Source organism: Spirosoma flavum, assembly GCF_042686045.1.
Classification (GTDB): domain Bacteria; phylum Bacteroidota; class Bacteroidia; order Cytophagales; family Spirosomataceae; genus Spirosoma; species Spirosoma flavum.
The window spans coordinates 41,364-59,501 of sequence record NZ_JBHUOM010000048.1; the positions used below are offsets into that span (position 1 = coordinate 41,364).

Sequence of the window (18,138 nt, forward strand, 5' to 3'; positions counted from 1 at the left end):
GGGGTAAGTGATGGATAGGCAACGATTAAACCCGTATCTAGATATAGTAAGTGACTTTCTCCCCCAGCGCCTGATCGGGATCGGGTGAGCCTAGGGGGAGGAGAATGGTGAAGACGGTTCCTTTATGCGGCTCGCTTTGCAGCTCCAGCGTACCGGCATGCAGCTCCACAAACTGCCGCGCAATCACCAGGCCCAAGCCCGTACCCTGGATGCCAACCGTATTACTGGCCCGAAAAAAAGCCTGAAACAAATTAGCCACATCAGCCGCCGGGATGCCAATACCCTGATCAATGACTTGCAGCATCAGCTGATGGTCCCCAAAGGCCAGACGCAACTCAGGATCACGGCTGGAAAACTTAAAGGCATTCGACAACAGATTGATCAGCACATGACTCATCAGGTTGTCATCGATATAAGCCCGACGGGGCGTCCCCTGAATGACAACATGAACGATGCGCTCATCAGGGCGCTCACTAAAATGGGTGGCGATCAGGCTCTCACAGAAGGCCGGCACATCGATCCAGCGGGGCATAAAGGGTACTTTTCCGGCCTCGATCCGGCCGATGGTCAACGTATCGGTCAGCAGTGCACTGAACTTCTCGACTTCTTTTTGAATGACGCCCAGATGAGTCTGAATCGATGGTCTGGCCCGGTCTGGAGGGAAATCCAGATACCGCCCGATCAAATCGACACTGGATTGGATGGTCATCAGGGGGGTTCGGAACTCGTGCGACGCGGTGGAGACGAACTGGGACTTGAGCTGATTGAGTTCCTGCTCCCGCTGCAGGGAATGCTGGAGGACAAACTCTTTTTCTTTCTGGCTGGTCACGTCATTGACGATGCCAATGTACCGGACTGGAAGGCCCTGGCTATCCCGCATGACGAAGGTGCGAATTTGAAGCCATCGAATGTCCTTATGTATACTCAATACGCGGCACTGAACCATCACTTCCTGCCCTTGCCGATAGTGGTCAAATTCGGCCATCACCAGTGCGCGATCCTCGTCCAGAATTGTCTCCAGAAAAAAGGTCGTATCAGCGGCCACTCGGGGGGGCGACAGACCAAACACCCGTTCGTAAGCTGAATTAATATAGAGTAACTCGAAGGGATCGGCTGAATGAATCCAAAAGGCTTCATCGACATTGTCGGCAATCTCCCGAAACCGCTGTTCACTGGCCTGATGAGCGGCTTCGGCCAGCTTTCGGTCGGTTATTTCGTAACTGGTTATAAAGATTTCTTCTTTCAGCAGATCAATACTGACCTGAGCTGCGCTCCATAACCACGTGCCATTTTTATGCCTGATGCGCTGTTCAACGGCCAGGCTTACCCCCCATTCGGTCACCTCATTCAAGGCTGACACCCAACCAGTTAAATCATCGGGATGAATAAACGCAGCGAAGGATTCGTTCATGGTCTCCTCAACGCCATACCCGTATAGTCTGGACCAACTCGGCGCCACGTAGCGCAAGATACCCTTCCGGTTAATGCTTAACAGGGCCTCTCGCGTCGTACTCATCAGCACCGACAGATCATCTTCGACCCGAACTTTATCAGTCACGTCGTAGCCGATACAAAGCAGTTCGATGGCTTGGCTGATGGCCGATGACTGAGCAATAAATTCCCATTGGGTGTAGCGAAGCTGGCCATCAGGCAGCGGCTTTCGCAGGCGTACTTTGCAGACTTGACCCGGTTCCTGCAAGCACTGGATAACAGCTTCCTGACAGGCGCCATGATCGTCGATGTAGATAGTACTCAGGGCGGAGGTGCCTAACAGGTCAATTCGATTTAGCTCAAATGCCTGACAGAAATAGTCATTAACAAAGGTATAATTGCCACTCAGGTCCGTTTTCGCCACGTAGATCGACTGATTCCCCAGTAGGCTCTGATTCAAGACTTGTTGCTCATCGGCTGCGGGTGTTTTCTTTTTTTGGTGCGTTTGGGCCCCGATCATACGAATTGGTTTACCCTGCGGGTTACGAATGAGCCAGCGCCGGTACTTAACCTGAACGATTGTTTTATCCCGGTGGATGTAGCGAATCTCGGCTTCCTGGGTGAAGTCTGTCTGATCGAGTTGGTCCGGATTCCAGTGGGTAGCCACTAACCGATCGTCGGGATGAAGGAGCCCTTGCCAGTCAGGAATCTGATCGGGTTGATAGTCCAGCAGGGCATAACATTTGGTATTCAACCATCGGTGGTGTGGCGTTTCCAAATCCCAATACCATACTCCCTCTAAAGCAAAGGCCTGAATAAAATCAAAGACAGGTTCGTTGGTCTGTATAATTTTGTAGAACTCGTCCTTTAAATTGACCATAATTTGTTCAACAAACTAGCGAATGATATACAACGTATCGTTAAATTCATTTGTTGAGTAAAAACAAATGAATTTCGATTTACTAGTTTTTAACTAATAAACCGAAAAAAAATAAACACCCAATTGGGTATCTACCGTCGTTACCAATAAACGGTATCGTCTGGTTAATGCTGGCCAAGCGGTGGAGCCACGGTGGGTGTGTATTGGCCAAGGGCGGTCGAGGTCAAACCAGTGACCTCCTGGCTAACGACTCCCCGACCGGACAGCCAGTCCTTGAACGAACGAAACCGCGCTTTAGCTAATGTGGTTTCCTGGGGCTGACCGGCAATCTCCAAAAACAAGCAATACTTCCCGTCATGCCAATACGTGTATTTTTGAACGGTTTTCCGGTTGAGCAGGACCTGCCGGTTGGCCCGAAAAAATTGCGCGGGGTCAAGTTGAGCCGCTAAGGTATCCAAACTCAGGTTGATCTGAAAGGTCCCCAAGTGATGCCGCACAAAAGACTGCCTATTTTTCACGTAGAAATACAGGCAGTCGGTCGCCAGCAGAATCATCACTCCTTTTTCATCATGCCCCTGGAGGGTGTGTAGGAAAAATGTCGGGGGCCGGGGTACTGGTGCTAATTGGTACCGTTTCAACCGAGTGTCGATAGCCGCCAGCAAGTCCTTGGTCGTGAAGGGTTTGGTCAGGTAATCATCGGCTCCCAGGTCCATTCCCCGGCGCAAGTCGACCATGTCGGCTTTGGCGGTTAAAAATACAAACGGCACATGAGCAATGAATGGGCTGGCGCGAACGGTTTCCAGTACCTGATAGCCATCCATTTGTGGCATTGTAATATCGCACAGGATTAAATCAGGTGGGTGCTGGAGAGCTTGACTGACACCACTCATTCCCGTGGAAGCAGCCGCCACCTTAAATCCCGACAGGGTTAAAAGTTCGACCAGGTTCTCCCGGATTTGGTCTTCGTCTTCAATAATCAGTAGTTGTGGGGTCATGGATAGCAAGGGGTTAATGGGTTGATTAATACGATTTAGGTAGCGGGACCCGTCTTGCTTTAGTGACTGCGGAAACGATGCGGCTGATCTGGCGGCTATGTCGGTAGCGTGTGTTATATAGTAAGAAGCTACCCCTGGTTAGGATTTTCAGGGGCCACTACCAAGGTTCCTCTACTACGCCCGAATAAAATCAACGACTGCTTGTTCGGTTTGTCGCTGATCGTAAAGCAATCACTTCCGATCGACCAGCATTTGATTACTCATAAAACGACTGGCAGATACTTCCTCATTGGCCTCTTGATTTAAGACAGAAGTAGGCTAGTGTGTACGCGAGTTAGTTATTAACAGGCGCTAGGAAAGTGGGCACTTTCATATTGATAACCTATCGTTTGAAACATGAAACTTGAAGTAACTATAGTCGTGCTGTCAGATAAGCGCTAAACGGTCATTTGTGATTCCGACCAGGGTTATCTTCTGGAATAATACGTAGGTACTAAGTTTCATTTTCTTCGAATCTCCTTACCCAACAACTCATCTAGCCGGCCAGTAAGCTGAGCATGATACGTTGTGGACTGGCTCATCTGTTCCTTCAACAAAACGATTTGATTCTGATAGCTCTCGAGTAGTTGAGATCGACTCGGCAGGGACTCTATCAGGGCCCATTGATGGAACTCGCTTAGCTGGCTTAGCGAAAGGGTTTGTTGAACCATCTGCGTTTCACTGGCGTGTATCTGCTCCACAAGCTGATCAACAGGCTCCTGAGCTGGCCCCAACCCGGCCAATGAGGAAGACTTGGGACCTGCTTTTCTGACACGCCGTTTTCCTGACACTGGTTTTGGTAAAAGGGCCTTCCAAACTTGCTCTAACTCTTGTATACCCTTGGAAAAAGCCTCTCCGTCAAAAGCAGCCACCGGTATCGAACTAACTACCTCATTGTCAACCATATAAACACTGATAAGTTGGTCGTCTGGTTGCCCAGTCATATAATTAATGTAATCCAGACCCGTTTCTAGCGAAAACGGGCGAATGGAAAAAGTCTTGATTCCTTTTTGTCTATAGGATATGGTGAAAAATAGGATCATTGCTTAATAAAGATTTTGTTGAGTAATGAAATTGGAGGCTGGTATCAGGCTTGTTTACTGATTGATACCGAGATTGAGACAGCTCATAGCCTGCTCGTTTATAGTAATTGATGAGCCTTCAGATTGCTGAAGCGACAAGATTTTGTCTGATTAAACTCAAGCATCAACCAGCAGGTGATGCCGGGCTACCCAATCGGCAGGGGACAGATGTAGTTTTAAATAAGTCTTATAAGTTCATAGCTGAGTAAATCTGGTTAATTGTTCACTGGGTAAGGGTATAGGTTGACTACCAGGCAAATCTGTCCAATGATGACAAAATCATTACTGGTCAGCCAATACGCATCAGGAGTAGGAAATGGCTCGACCGAGTGCTTAAGATGCAGGGGAAGGGAAAAGTCTCAGGATGAACGTATTACTATAAGCACAAACTATGTTATAATTAACTTGTTAGAAAAACTTACATAAAAAAAATAGCCTTGTTATACTATAGAGTAGAATAACCAAGCAGAATACATACTAATATAACCGCTAAGTTTCGGTTATTCCACTAACCATATACATAGGAAAGCAGCCTGAAGAAAGTCTTGCCACAAGGTAGGGAGACTAACTTAGTCAGCAGAATTTAGTCTCCACTCCAGGGTCAATTCGTTTAGCATAACACAAAGGAGCGAATAAGAGGAAGGTATGGTTAAAAATTCATTGGCCCCTAGTTCCTTGGCCGACCGTTCACACTGGTTACTCTTCATGGCAGTAAAACTACTCAAGAGAGGGTAGATTTGAACTGCGCTTCAAACGTAGTTTATTCAGGAATTAAAACAAGATCTAACCCTTTCAAGGACAAGTAAAAATCCGTCAAACATGAGCTCATTGGTGTTGCTCGGGGTATTTGATCACTTATGCTTGTTTAATGTTTCAGTCGTGAATTAGGTTAATCATCAAATAAAACATATATTTCATGTCTGATTATTAGCTACTTCACAGGATACGAATGATAAGAAGATTCGAGGAGTGTGAGCCATTCAGCCAATAGGGTGAACCATTCTCCAAAAGGGGCACATGCCAATAGCTTATCAACGAGGAAACGTACAGGCTAGACAAACAGGATTACCCATTGAATTGACGGTTAAATCTGCTAAGTAAAATCATCGCCACCGAAGCTGACTTACCCAGGGGTAATTACAGACGTTTAGCGAGCAAACACAAACTCCTCATCAGTGGTGACGTCTAATTGAAACGGTTGTCGAACAGGTGTGGCAGACTAACCTTATCTTTTTAGGTAACGATTTTTAACAACGGTATAAAATTGGTCTACCTGTAGAATAATCAGTTCATACGGAGTCTCTCCCCCGCCCCTCACATGTTGAGCTGACGGGATAATGGCTTTTTTTCCTCCACTCAAATGTCATCCGCTGAAGAACTTGATTCGATGGGTCGCATCCTGATCGCTATTGAAACCTATCGTCATCAAACAGATGACCAAACGGATCTTCTTGGTAATGAATTCATACATGTCTATTTAAAACACCATTTATCCCGTCAGGATTGGCGGGTCTGGAATCAGTTCCGCGTAAACCAAACAGCCTCCTCTGACCCCGTGCCGCAGGATGGTAGCCTATGGCATACGCAAGAGTTTAAACAACTACTAGGCCAGTACAAGCGGGCCGTTCATGAACGGATTCACGTGTGGCCACAGGAAAAGAGTAATTTATTTTAAAACGAGAGGCTGAGATGATTCAGGTAGCCATTACGTATAGCGACTGAAATAGAGCAGATTTAGCCATCAAAATTCAACCCGCCGTAATTTATCCAATTGAACACACCGATTGGATAAATCAAATTCACCTTATCCGGGAAGCAACTCGGTATCGTTAGAAAAAATTGAAGTTGGATAACTGGTATGAAGATCCAGTGATAACAAATATGTGGGTTGAACGAATGGATATTTGCGTGTATAGTATTCGGCAATTTTACAAATCCTTTGGCGCCTTACCTCATATAGCAGACCATTTATTCGATAAGACAACCACGGATGCTACTATTAAAGAGCGTTCTAATGATGGTTATTTAATGACGATTACTTTTACGCTGAGTACCTAATTAGTCAGATCAACCCTTATGCCAACAAGCCCTGTAAATTCGGCCAATTTTTTGAGGGGTGGTGGAGCCATGGGTGAACTAACTCGAGCCTATAATTGGGATGATTCTCCGGTGGGCAACCCCGAAGGCTGGCCCCAGAGTTTGCGTACCACTGTATCGACGATCCTTTTATCCAAGTTTCCCATGTTTTTGTGGTGGGGAGACGAGTTGCTTCAGTTCTACAACGACGCTTACCGCCCCAGTTTAGGCAATCAGGGTAAACATCCGCAAGCGTTGGGCCAGCGAGGTGAGGATTGCTGGCCTGAGGTCTGGCCGACCATCAAGCCACTGATCGATCGGGTGCTTGACGGAGGGGAGTCCACCTGGAATGAAAACCAACTCCTTCCTATCAACCGCAATGGTCATATGGAGGATGTTTATTGGACGTTCAGTTATAGTGCCGTTTTGACGGATTCTGGAAAAACAGGCGGGGTTTTGGTCGTGTGTCAGGAAACGACTCAATTGATACTTGCTCAGAAGAACGTGCAGCAAAGTGAGGCTCGCTTCCGCGCCATTGTTGAACAGGCTCCCTTAGGAATCGCTTTATTAAGTGGCCGGGAAATGACCATTGAAACGGCCAATGAGCCAATGTACGAAATCTGGCGAAAAGACTCCTCCGTCATTGGATTGTCATTGGTTGAGGCTCAGCCAGAGCTTAGAGGGCAGCGCTTCATCAAACTCCTGGAAGTCGTTTATGACACCGGAGAGCCCTACTTTGGTCATGGTGAACTGGCCCAGATGGAACGGGACGGGAGGCTACAAGAAGCCTATTTCAACTTTGCTTACACGCCCCTGCGCGACGCATCCGGAACGACCACCGGGGTGATGATTCTGGCAGCTGAAGTGACTATTCAGAAAAAAAATGAACTAGTCCTGCAACAATCTTTACAGCGGGAACAAGATATTAACCAACTCAAATCTCAGTTTGTCTCCACTGCTTCACACGAATTCCGAACCCCCCTAACCACGATTCAGACCAGTGCTGATCTGATCAACATGTATCTGGCCAAACCCCAGCCTATCGCAAAGCCAGCCATTGAAAAACACCTGGGAGTGATTTCCCAACAGATTAAGGATGTAGACGAGTTACTGACTGATCTACTCACGATGGGAAAGATTGAAGCAGGAAAAGTGGCGTTCCATCCACGTTGGGTTGATACTAGGGTATTGTGCCAACAGGTTATCGACAGCCATTTTATTCACCAAATTGACGGCAGAGTAGTTCAGCTTTTAGTAGAAGGCGTACCCCATACTACGTTCCTGGATGAAAAGTTGCTGGGCCATGCTCTGGTTAATCTGCTTTCCAATGCCTTTAAGTACTCCCGGAATGACCCGCGCTTAGTACTCCACTTTACATCCGAAACGGTAATGATTCAAGTAATCGATACCGGCATCGGCATTCCCGCGAGTGATCTTTCGTCCTTGTTCCAGACATTTTTTCGAGCCAGTAATAGTAAGGGCATTCAGGGAACGGGCTTAGGGCTGGTCATTGCCCAGCAGTTTGTGGAACTTCAGGGAGGCACCTTAACGGTTCAGAGTGAAGAAGGAATAGGAACCACCTTCACTATTATTTTACCGAATGGAGCTCCAGAGTTAAGCGAGGACATTGACACCAACTAAAGTTTACCTTCAAAACTAGGGTTAAGAAGAAACCTCCGAATCCCTGCTGTCAGTGGCAACAGCAACAGTTGGGGAAGCCGGAAATCTTCAATACTGATCAGGGAAGCCAGTTTACCGGGAGTCTCATAGAATTTTGCTCATTCTTCTGGTTGTTCACATACACCAGTCATCACTTCTGATTCTCGCCTATACAACGCTTACTCGTGACGATAATATGGCGATGAGCAAATCCTATTTATAGGAAGAAGCTTTTGCCTGGATTGATGTTTATAAGTAGCATTAAATCTTGAGCTTCTGGTTTATCGGTATGGTCTTACACTTAATTGCCGGTCCGTTTCCTCACTTTGCCAGTTCTGTTCAGTTATTCTTTTTTTACATGGAGTTATATGATGAGTTGATTAATTAAATAGTATTTATCAACAAAACTCAAGGTTATGAAAAAGGTCATCTTAATGGGTACCCTGCTACTGACTGTAGCCGTTTTTAGCGCACAAGCGCAAACAACATCCACTGGCAACAGTGGTACGGGAAATGGCACTAATGGGTCAGCTTCTCAAAATGGGTCAACAACTAGTGGTAGCAATGGGTCATCAATGGGGTCAACGAACACAAGCGGTTCAGGCTCTAAGAGTGATGGTCGGATGGGCCGTGGCAAATCAGGCCGAAACTCCACAATGGGTTCAGGCTCTACGAGTGGTAGCTCCACCACTGACAATTCAACAAGTGGCAGCAGCACAAACGGCGGGACAAGTAATCAAAATGGCACCTCCATGTCTACGCAATCGGGTTCAACGGATCAAGGGTCATCCCAAAGTCAGGGCCGTAGTGGCCGTAAGGGAAAACGCACTAGCAATGGCAACAATCAAGGTACTAGTAGCTCTTCTTCCAGTACTACACCTCCAGGTCAATAAGTTAGTATAGTAGGTGGGAGATTCAGTCAATCTTCTCATTCCTATGTCCCTGAATACTGGTTGAACAGTAATCTAATGGAAATGTGTTTTATTACAGTGAGTGATCGACAGCCGTTGCCCAGTGGGTAACGGCTGTTTTTGTACTGAGCTACTATAGCCAGACTGCACGAATGGATTGATTGCCATCAGCCTAGTAGTCCCTATCTGGCCTGCTCCGACTACGTTGATCTCAACGAAGATGACTATAAGTACCGTTTTCAAACTACTTAGTACAGGTGAATAGCCCTCATAGTTTCTATACAATAGTCGCCGGTCCCATCGAAGCTGGGCCACCAGGTAGCGCCAACGGCCTCGAGGTAACTACCAACGTTGACATGACATAAACATTGATTTTTGGTTTTAATCTGGCCCTCGTGAAACGCGTCAACGGGCAAGCCAAAGACGGCTTCCAACTCATCCATACCTTCGATGTATTCACCGTCAGGCAAAAAAACCAGTATACACATACTGCCTGTTAATTTAATCGTTTTCTGGCTCTTGGCGGTCAAAAAAGCCTGACTGCTGCGTGGTCAGGCTCTCTCATCCTATACCACAGTGCCGTGTAACACTATAAAGCAAAGCTAGGATTAAGTTAATTATTTATTTCATCCTTAAACTATTTTGTTTTCATTATCTTTATTGGGTATACTCAGACAGGATGATAAGCGAACATATTAGCAATGAAGAATTGACTGCGATCAAAGAATATCTTACCAAGGCCAGGAAAGATGAATTGGGTCTGCAATTTCAATATGCTACTTATTCGGAGCAGGAACTACAACTCGTTTTTCCCGCCATTCGCAAGCTGACGAGGTGGGGGTGGTCCTACAACCAGAGGCTTCCCAAAAGTGAACAGCAGAGTCAGTACAACTTTCTTCGTCCCGATGCTCCCGTCACAGACAGGCACACATTTATGCTGGTGATCACTGACCACAAGTTTCTGAAAACATTGTTAGATCAATATTTACTCTCTAAAGACCGATTGTTTACCATGAAAATAGCAGACATGACCCCGATTGAACAGGAGGCATTCCGGAAATTTATTGGTGGGTAGAATAAGCATACATTCCCTTCGGATCTTCAACAGGGAAGATAGACTTATAGTAAAGATTACCAATTAGTTTAGCTGTCGGGCATAGTTAAACGACTCCGCCGGGACGCTGTTTCATACTGAATTTCATTTCTGTGAAAAGCATAATAAGGCGCACCAACAGAAGCAGAACGTCCTGTCGTATTTAAGCAGGGGATTTAAAGGAGGTCTAGACTAATGGTATTGCTTTGTTTTTAGTACAATTGGCGAATTGAGATTATTTTTCTTGTTACGTTCCGGAAAAGCAGGCAAATCTGTTTCCATGACTTGCTGAATTTTAGTTTGGCTCTCCTGAAGACGTTACCAGCGTATAAGCGTCTCACCTTATCGAGTAATTCAAGCTGCTTAACGTAACTAAAGAAATACAGGGGTTATGAATAGTATTGCCTGCATTGGTGAGGACCAATAATGAATTAAAGTAGAGCGGTATCATCGGTAATTACCGAGCACTATTTTTCCAAGTGTTCCATTCGGCCAACACTTTTTTGAAAGTTGCCTGTGCCTGGTTAGCCGCTGTTATCGTTTGCTTTGTAGGCGGGGCATCAGCCTCGCTAACTACTGAAAAGATTGAACTAAAGGCCCGGTTCAAATTATTCAGGCTGGTTTGAACGCCATCAATCGTCTTCTTTTGTCCCTCGGTTATAGCCCGGCCCGTTGGTTCCTTTGTTTCTTTCAGTAAAGCCAGAACCTGTTTCCGGTTCTCGTAAGCAGTTAAAGCGAGATCGTGTTGTTGCTTCAGGATTACGGGCGTTGCTTTTACCCGTGGGTCCATCGTGACGGTGAATAACTGCGTGTACGTTTTCCCGTTAACGGTCAATTTAACGGTATACATGCCAGGCATAACCCAGGGCGACGTTGGCTCAGGAGCCGTCTGCCGATACGTAGCCGCAATTGGATATGAGGGCGGAATGTCGAGCGGAGTGTAGTGCATATCCCACATAAACCGGTGTGAACCAGCCGTAGCCGATAAAATCTGCTGTGGCCGAATCCAGTACGCGGGTAAATTTACGTCCGGAACAGTGTAGGGTTTATCATCGCTACGATACTGCCGTACCAGTTTGCCCGTTGCATCCGTAATATCCAGCGTAACAAGGGTGTTGACGTTCTCTTTGAGAAAATAGTTGATGATGGCACCATCGGGTGGATTCTGACCAGCCGGTTCTTCCTGAGGTAACGGCGTGTCGGGGTTCATATTCCACCGGACGCGGTAAGCGCGCTGCGGTTTGTACAAAACGGTTTCGGCCTTAGCCAGTTCGGCGTTCAACTGACGTAGGGGCGTAATATCGTCCAGAATCCAGAACGACCGGCCATGCGTTCCGATCACCAAATCATCATCTTTAATGACCAGATCCCGAATTGATGTAGCAGGCATATTCAGCCGCAGCGACTGCCAGTGAGCACCATCGTCGAAGGAGACATATACCGCCGTTTCTGATCCCGCGAATAACAGGCCCTTCCGAAAAGGGTCCTCGCGCACTACGTTGATCGGGTCATTGGGTAATCCCGTTACAATTTCCTGCCAGGTTTTTCCGCCATCGTGGGTCCGGTAAATGTGCGGGCGCATATCGTCGCAACGGATGCGGTTTACGGCTGCGTAAGCTGTATTGGCATCAAAATGCCCGGCATCCATTAGTGATATTTTACTCCAAGAGCCAACACCCGCCGGGGTAACATCTTTCCAGGTTTTACCGCCATCCCGCGTGACTTGAATCAGACCATCGTCCGTACCAATCCAGAGGGTATTGATCTCTTTCGGCGACGGGGCTATGGTATAAATTACGCCCCGCTGAGGCATCGTTTTCATATCCTCGGTGCGATAGATACCTACACTTTCAGGAATGTCGGGATACGTTTTTCGCGTTAGATCAGGGCTAATCGTTTGCCAGGAGTTGCCGCCGTCCCGAGTTTTGAAGAGGACATTTCCGGCGAAATAAAGCGTTTTCGGATCAATTGGAGAGAACAGAACCGGAGCCGTTCGTACAAATCGGTATTTGCCACTTCGAACAGCTTCGGGCGCGATGTTTTGAACTTGTCCGGTTCGTTTGTCGTACCGGGTGATTTTACCACCATAAATAATATTGGGATCGAGTGGGTCAGCGGCTACATAACCATACTCTTCTACGCCCACCGGATGCCACTCACGAAATGTAATTTCGCCATCGTTACTCCGACTGGAAATTCCAACGGAACCGCTTTCCTGCTGACCGCCCAATACGTTATACGGAAAACTGTTATCGGTGCTGACGTGGTAAAATTGGGCCGTTGCCTGATTATACCATGAGCTAAATGTCTGCCCACCGTTGACCGTAATAATGCCTCCCTGATCACCTGCCAACAGCAAAATATCGGGGTTGTTCGGGTTGATCCAGAGCCGGTGATAATCGTCGCCACCGGGCGCGCCCCGAAAGTCATTCCAAGTTTTGCCCCCGTCTTCTGATTTCCAGGCAGACACATCGGCAATGAAAACAATATCAGGATTCGTTGGATGCGTTTTTACTTCGGCAAAATCGCTACCCCGCCCCCAAAGCCGGTTATCGCTGCTAATACGTGTCCAGGATTGACCCGCGTTATCAGAGCGGTAAACACCGCCAAGTTCAGGTGCGTCAACCGTAGCATACAGTCGATTTGGTTCGCTGGGCGCAATGCAAAAGCCAATCCGGCCCAGCCCCTGCGCAACAGTGGGCAGGCCGTTTGTCAATTTTTGCCAAGTGGTGCCGCCGTCCGTGGATTTATAAAGACCGCTTTCTGGACCCTGCCACGCGCCGTTTTCCCAGGGTCCCTGCTGAGCGGCCCATAGATCGGCATAAATAATGTTCGGGTTTTTCGGGTCGATAGTTACCTGTACGGCACCCGTATTTTCATCTTTATACAGCACCCGCTCCCAGGTTTTGCCACCATCCGTGGTGCGATAGACACCCCGTTCGGCATTGGGACCATAAGGGTGGCCTAATACAGCCGCAAAAACTCGATTTTCGTTTGTTGGATCAACGGCAATATTACCAATTTGCTGTCCATCGTTCAGGCCTAGATGGAGCCATGTTTTTCCGGCGTCAATCGATTTATACATGCCGTTACCCACCGACAAATCCGGGCGTTGCAATCCTTCACCACTAGCCACGTACACGACGTTGGGGTTGGACGGTGCCACCGCTACGTCGCCAATGGACCCGGTGGGTTGATCGTCAAAAATGGGGTTCCAGGTGCGGCCATAATCTGTTGTTTTCCAGACACCCCCATTGTTAACCCCGATATAAAAAACGTTTGATTGTTGAGGCACCCCCACAGCACCCACCGTTCGCCCGCCCCGGTGCGGACCAATCATTCGCCATTTCATAGCATCGAACAGATTGGGCGCGAAAGATTGCGCATGAAGGTGATTGATGAATAGAAAAAGCAGAACAAGCGACAGTGATAGCCGCTTCGCGCTATAAGGAAATCCCATACAAGAATGTGCGGTTAAGCCCGTTTTAAAAACCAGATAATCAATCCCGTAACCGTTACAACGGCCGTTGCTATTGCCAGGAGAATGTAAATGATCTGAGATATCCAGCCACCGTAGCGACCGAAATGCAATTCTTCAAAGATATGTTCGGCAATGTATTCCAGATCGGCATCACGAGCATCGAACCCAATCAAATAGTGGCCGTTTCGAGCATCTACGGTAGCCGAAACGTTGTACTTCCCGAGCAACCGGATACTCCCCGGCCTGTTACCACGAATCACCAACGTACTGTCGCCGGGTTTTGGAAAATCAATCAGCAGGGGCTTAAAATCAGCGATGGACGCCTTTGCACCAGCCAGCGCGGAATCGACCGGAATGCTGGTCAGCGAAATGGGAGCGATTTGGGACTGATCTGGTTTTGGGCCATCACCAAATTTCCGCTCTATTTGCTCCCAGTGAAAGAAAATGCCCGTTGCGCTCATCATCAGCATGAAAAGCAAGGCGACGACACCAAGCCATTTATGAATATCAGCATATACGATACGCGCCGATTTATTCCACCGAACACCGATTTTGAAAACGCTCAGCAGTGACCGTCGATAATACCATGTTCCGGTTAGCACAGACCCCAACAGGCAGATGCCCGCTAGCCCCATAATAAACCCGCCCACTGGCTCCAGCAACAGATTCTCGTGTAGTTCACGTACTCGCCGGACAAACGCGGCATCTGCATTTCGTGTGCTAATAATAGCGCCGGTATACGGGTTTAACACAACCCATATCCACGCACCCTTATAGGTTAAATCGACTCGAACAGCTTCCTTTTTGTCGTTTTCTGACAAGTAGATACTTCGTATCTGCGCCGTGGGATACTGCTGGTGTACAGTAGCAAGCAATCGGTTGTAAGACAGCCGAGGACCAACGGCCTCAATCTGGGTTTGATTGGGGTTCAGTAGGTTATCGACTTGCTTGTCAACGACTAGAATGGAGCCGGTAATGGTAAGGATCAGTATAAAAAGACCACCCACCAGACCCGAAATTCGATGTAGATTGTAAACTGTTTTATCAGAGAGCATAGACAGGGCTATTTTTTTCGACAGGATTAGCAGGATTGCCAAAATTAAACAGGGTAACCACGAAGAAAATCCTGTTTAATCTTGGCAATCCTGCTAATCCTGTCGAAAAACCTTTTATCCAAATTAATTGATAATAATTGCGGGAACCTGCTGTTCTGTCACCATCCGATTAAACGTAGGCACCTGCGTATTGACAACCTCTTTGAGTTTGGTCAGGGCGGTGTCGATTTGCTTGGCCAGATCGTCATACGCTGCGTGAGACGACTTGGTGGGCTTAGTATCAGCAGAAGAAACAGCCGAACCAACGCCCGCCATTTTGTCGTTCAGGCGAATCGGATATGCCAAAGCATCCTGACCAGCTTTTGATTTTGGCTGCATCAGCGTAGATTCAATCTTGTCTAATTCTTCCAATATAGGTTTGGCCGCACTCTTAAATTTTCCGGCGACTTTCGGGTCTTTGACACCGTTCGTGTAGCCATTAATCTGTGTTCGGATTAGCCGAAGCTGATTAATGGCTTTATGCGTCTCCGACAGTTTACCGTTTATTTTCTGCATCAGGTCAAATTGCTCCTGATAGTCAGCCGCCGTTATCGATAACCGGGGGTCTTTCCTGATTTCGATGGGGTGTTCCGCAATCAGCGAGTCGCCTAGTAGCAAGCGTACTTTATACTGGCCCGGCACGATTTTAGCGCCTGTTCCACGCCCTGTCCACATGACGTTCGTCCCCTCAACGGCCGCAGCATCGGGATAGCGCATATCCCAGACGAAGACGTTCATGCCAGGCTGAGCCGACATAACACCGGGTCGTTCCAGCTTTTCGTCCCGATAAAACTCCTTGGCAATTTTGAGCGAGTCGCCTTTTTTATCCCTGAGATTTGAGTACGTAATAATGCTATCACCCGCGCTGGTCATATACATCAACTTCAATTCTTTCGTTGGTTTACTTTTCAGAAAATAGCGTGTAATGACGCCATTCGGGGCGTTTTCTCCATCTTCTGCGGCTGTGCCTTTCTTATGAAGTCTGGATCCACCTTCCATTCGGTAGGCGTGGCGAGGTTTAAATAAATGTATCGCTGACGTTACCTTTCCACCCTGTTTCTGATCCATTATTTCGTGGAGTGGGGTAATGTCGTCCATAATCCAGAAAGCCAGCCCGTGAGTAGCGATAACTAAATCTTTTTCACGTTTATGGATTTGCAAATCACGAACGGGCGTGACCGGTAAATTCAAACTTAGTTTATCCCACGAACCGCCGTCATTGAACGATACGTAAACACCACGCTCCGTACCGGCATATAATAAGCCGGGCTTATTCGGATCTTCGCGCACCACATGGCAGTGTTCATCAGAGGGAATACCCTTTACAATACTCGTCCAGGTTTTACCATAATCGGTGGTTTTGAACATGTAGGGTGTGCGGTCGCCCGACATGTACCGCTTTGCGGCCAGATAGGCTTTGCCGGGCGTGTGGTCGGAGGGGTGTACAATGCTCATAATGGCCATTTCGGGTAGCATCGACGCGGGCGGAGTAATGTTCTGCCATGTTTTAGCCCCGTCGCGGCTGATGTGCATCAGCCCGTCGTCGGAGCCAGCCCAGAATATATTCTTTTCAACCGGCGATTCGGCAAATGTAAAAATCGTCGGAAATGTTTCGGCACCGGTATTATCTTTCGTAATCGGCCCGCCCGTATCACCCTGCGTTTTAGGATCATTGCGGGTCAGATCGGGACTGATGTCCTGCCACGAATGACCATTGTCTGTACTCCGGTGCAGGTATTGCGAGGTGATATACAGCGTTTTGCTGTCGTGTGGAGAAAAAACGATGGGATACGTCCATTGAAAGCGGTATTTACGGGCCGATGAAGGCGCACCCATGTAATATTCGGGGTATACGTTGATAACCTGATTCTGGTCCGTCGCCTTGTCGTACCGGGTAATCAGCCCATCATAACTACCGCCGTAGGTTACGTTTGGATTGTTTGGATCGGGCGTGATGTAACCCGATTCGCCACCGGACACCGGATACCAGGCATTTTTCCCAATTGAATAATCTGTCGTGCGGCTGGCAATCCGAATCGAGGTATTGTCCTGCTGAGCGCCGTATAGATTATACGGAAAATCATTGTCCACAGCTACGTGATAAAACTGGGAAGTCGGAATGTCAATGTCAGAAAATGTAGCCCCGCCGTTATAGGTCACTTCGCCCCCACCATCGTCGGCGATGATGAAGTTGAGCGGGTTTTTGGGATTCCACCAGATATCGTGCGTATCGCCGTGGTGAACCTCAATGGTTTTAAACGTTTTGCCGCCGTCGTACGATTTCATAGCGTTAACGTTTAACACAATCAACCCGTTTTCATCCTGAGGATCAGCCGCCAGCATCATGTAGTACCAGGGGCGCTGCCACAGGTTTTTGTCTTCGTTGATGAGTTGCCACGAATCACCGGCGTCGTCGGAGCGGTATAGGCCACCTTTGGCATTTTCGATCATGGCATAGAGCCGGTTGGAGTTGACAGGCGACACGGTAATACCAATTTTGCCCAACAATCCCTTTGGCATACCTGGTTTGTCGCTTAGGCTCGTCCAAGTATCACCCCCATCCATAGATTTAAACAGGCCGCTACCTCGTCCGCCACTGCTCATTATATAGCTATTACGATAGGCCTGCCACATGGATGCATACACAATCGACGGATTGGTTGGGTCGAGTTTCACAACGATTGCCCCTGTGCTGTCGTTTTTGGTCAGAACAGCCTTCCAGGTTTTACCCCCGTCGATGGTACGAAACACACCACGCTCTTTGTTAGGCGCAAACGGATTCCCCAAAGCCGCTACGTAGGCAATGTCGGGATTATGCGGGTGAACTTCGATCGTGCCTATGGCATCGGCCATCTTCAGCCCAATATGTTTCCAGGTTTTGCCCGCATCCATAGATTTATAGACCCCATCGCCATTGGTAATGTTGCTCCGAATATCAGCCTCCCCCATCCCCACATAAATAATATTAGGATCGGACGGAGCAACCGCTACTGCACCCACTGAACTGGATTTAAATGCACTATCCGACACCATTGTCCAGTTGCCCCCTCCATCAATGGTTTTCCAGACACCCCCGCCGGTAGCACCAAAATAATAGGTAAGTGGCTGACTCGGATGCCCGGAAACGCCCAACGCACGCCCAGCCCGAAATGGACCAATGTTCCGCCAACGCAACCCGTTAAACAAACTGTCAGTAGACAGCACACTAGTGGTTTTTGCTGTCTGTTTGCTTTTTCGCTGAGCTAGTAAGATACCTGGCAATATGCCTATAAGCAGCAGAGTAACTATACCAGCAGCAAGTTTCCTAATTACCATAAAAGATTTGGCTATTTTTGACTGTTGCAAAATAAAACATATGAAAGCAGAATAAGGCATTAAATCGTTCGTAAATGCCTTT

At 47.8% G+C, this 18,138-nt stretch carries 11 protein-coding genes; 4 read left to right on the forward strand and 7 right to left on the reverse strand.

Features of this window, described 5'->3' with window-relative positions:
- Positions 1 to 37: 37 nt before the first annotated feature.
- From ACFS25_RS29195 to ACFS25_RS29205, 3 genes are all read right to left on the reverse strand, one after another.
- On the reverse strand, positions 38 to 2,311 hold the full coding sequence (locus ACFS25_RS29195) for a sensor histidine kinase (RefSeq protein ID WP_381508357.1): 2,274 nt from the start codon (positions 2,309 to 2,311) through the stop codon (positions 38 to 40).
- Positions 2,312 to 2,475: 164 nt separating this feature from the next.
- Positions 2,476 to 3,306, reverse strand: a complete 831-nt coding sequence (locus ACFS25_RS29200; RefSeq protein WP_381508359.1) for a response regulator — start codon at positions 3,304 to 3,306, stop codon at positions 2,476 to 2,478.
- A gap of 500 nt (positions 3,307 to 3,806) precedes the next feature.
- Positions 3,807 to 4,388, reverse strand: a complete 582-nt coding sequence (locus ACFS25_RS29205) for a hypothetical protein (protein ID WP_381508361.1) — start codon at positions 4,386 to 4,388, stop codon at positions 3,807 to 3,809.
- 1,399 nt (positions 4,389 to 5,787) lie between these two features.
- On the opposite strand from ACFS25_RS29205, the gene ACFS25_RS29210 reads away from it, so the two are divergent.
- The 3 genes from ACFS25_RS29210 to ACFS25_RS29220 all read left to right on the forward strand — a co-directional run bounded on the left by ACFS25_RS29210 (position 5,788) and on the right by ACFS25_RS29220 (position 9,055).
- Entirely contained in the window at positions 5,788 to 6,102 is a 315-nt protein-coding gene (locus ACFS25_RS29210; protein ID WP_381508362.1) for a hypothetical protein, read from the forward strand.
- Between the two features lie 401 nt (positions 6,103 to 6,503).
- The gene (locus tag ACFS25_RS29215) at positions 6,504 to 8,144 is read left to right on the forward strand and encodes a PAS domain-containing sensor histidine kinase (RefSeq protein WP_381508363.1); all 1,641 of its coding nucleotides are present in this window, start codon (positions 6,504 to 6,506) and stop codon (positions 8,142 to 8,144) included.
- 434 nt (positions 8,145 to 8,578) lie between these two features.
- Positions 8,579 to 9,055, forward strand: coding sequence for a hypothetical protein (locus ACFS25_RS29220; protein WP_381508365.1), 477 nt, complete (start codon positions 8,579 to 8,581; stop codon positions 9,053 to 9,055).
- 266 nt (positions 9,056 to 9,321) lie between these two features.
- On the opposite strand, the gene ACFS25_RS29225 is transcribed toward ACFS25_RS29220, so the two are convergent.
- Positions 9,322 to 9,561: a hypothetical protein gene (locus tag ACFS25_RS29225; protein ID WP_381508368.1), complete on the reverse strand. Its 240-nt coding sequence runs from the start codon at positions 9,559 to 9,561 to the stop codon at positions 9,322 to 9,324.
- A 191-nt stretch (positions 9,562 to 9,752) separates the two neighbouring features.
- Here ACFS25_RS29225 and ACFS25_RS29230 point away from each other — a divergent pair, with 191 nt between their 5' ends.
- Positions 9,753 to 10,148: a hypothetical protein gene (locus ACFS25_RS29230; protein WP_381508370.1), complete on the forward strand. Its 396-nt coding sequence runs from the start codon at positions 9,753 to 9,755 to the stop codon at positions 10,146 to 10,148.
- A gap of 475 nt (positions 10,149 to 10,623) precedes the next feature.
- On the opposite strand, the gene ACFS25_RS29235 is transcribed toward ACFS25_RS29230, so the two are convergent.
- The 3 genes from ACFS25_RS29235 to ACFS25_RS29245 all read right to left on the reverse strand — a co-directional run bounded on the left by ACFS25_RS29235 (position 10,624) and on the right by ACFS25_RS29245 (position 18,056).
- A complete protein-coding gene (locus tag ACFS25_RS29235) occupies positions 10,624 to 13,626 on the reverse strand; it encodes a WD40/YVTN/BNR-like repeat-containing protein (RefSeq protein WP_381508371.1) in 3,003 nt (1,000 codons plus the stop codon).
- Positions 13,627 to 13,640: 14 nt separating this feature from the next.
- Positions 13,641 to 14,744, reverse strand: coding sequence for a PepSY-associated TM helix domain-containing protein (locus tag ACFS25_RS29240; RefSeq protein WP_381508373.1), 1,104 nt, complete (start codon positions 14,742 to 14,744; stop codon positions 13,641 to 13,643).
- An 81-nt stretch (positions 14,745 to 14,825) separates the two neighbouring features.
- The gene (locus ACFS25_RS29245; RefSeq protein WP_381508376.1) at positions 14,826 to 18,056 is read right to left on the reverse strand and encodes a WD40/YVTN/BNR-like repeat-containing protein; all 3,231 of its coding nucleotides are present in this window, start codon (positions 18,054 to 18,056) and stop codon (positions 14,826 to 14,828) included.
- Positions 18,057 to 18,138 lie beyond the last annotated feature (82 nt).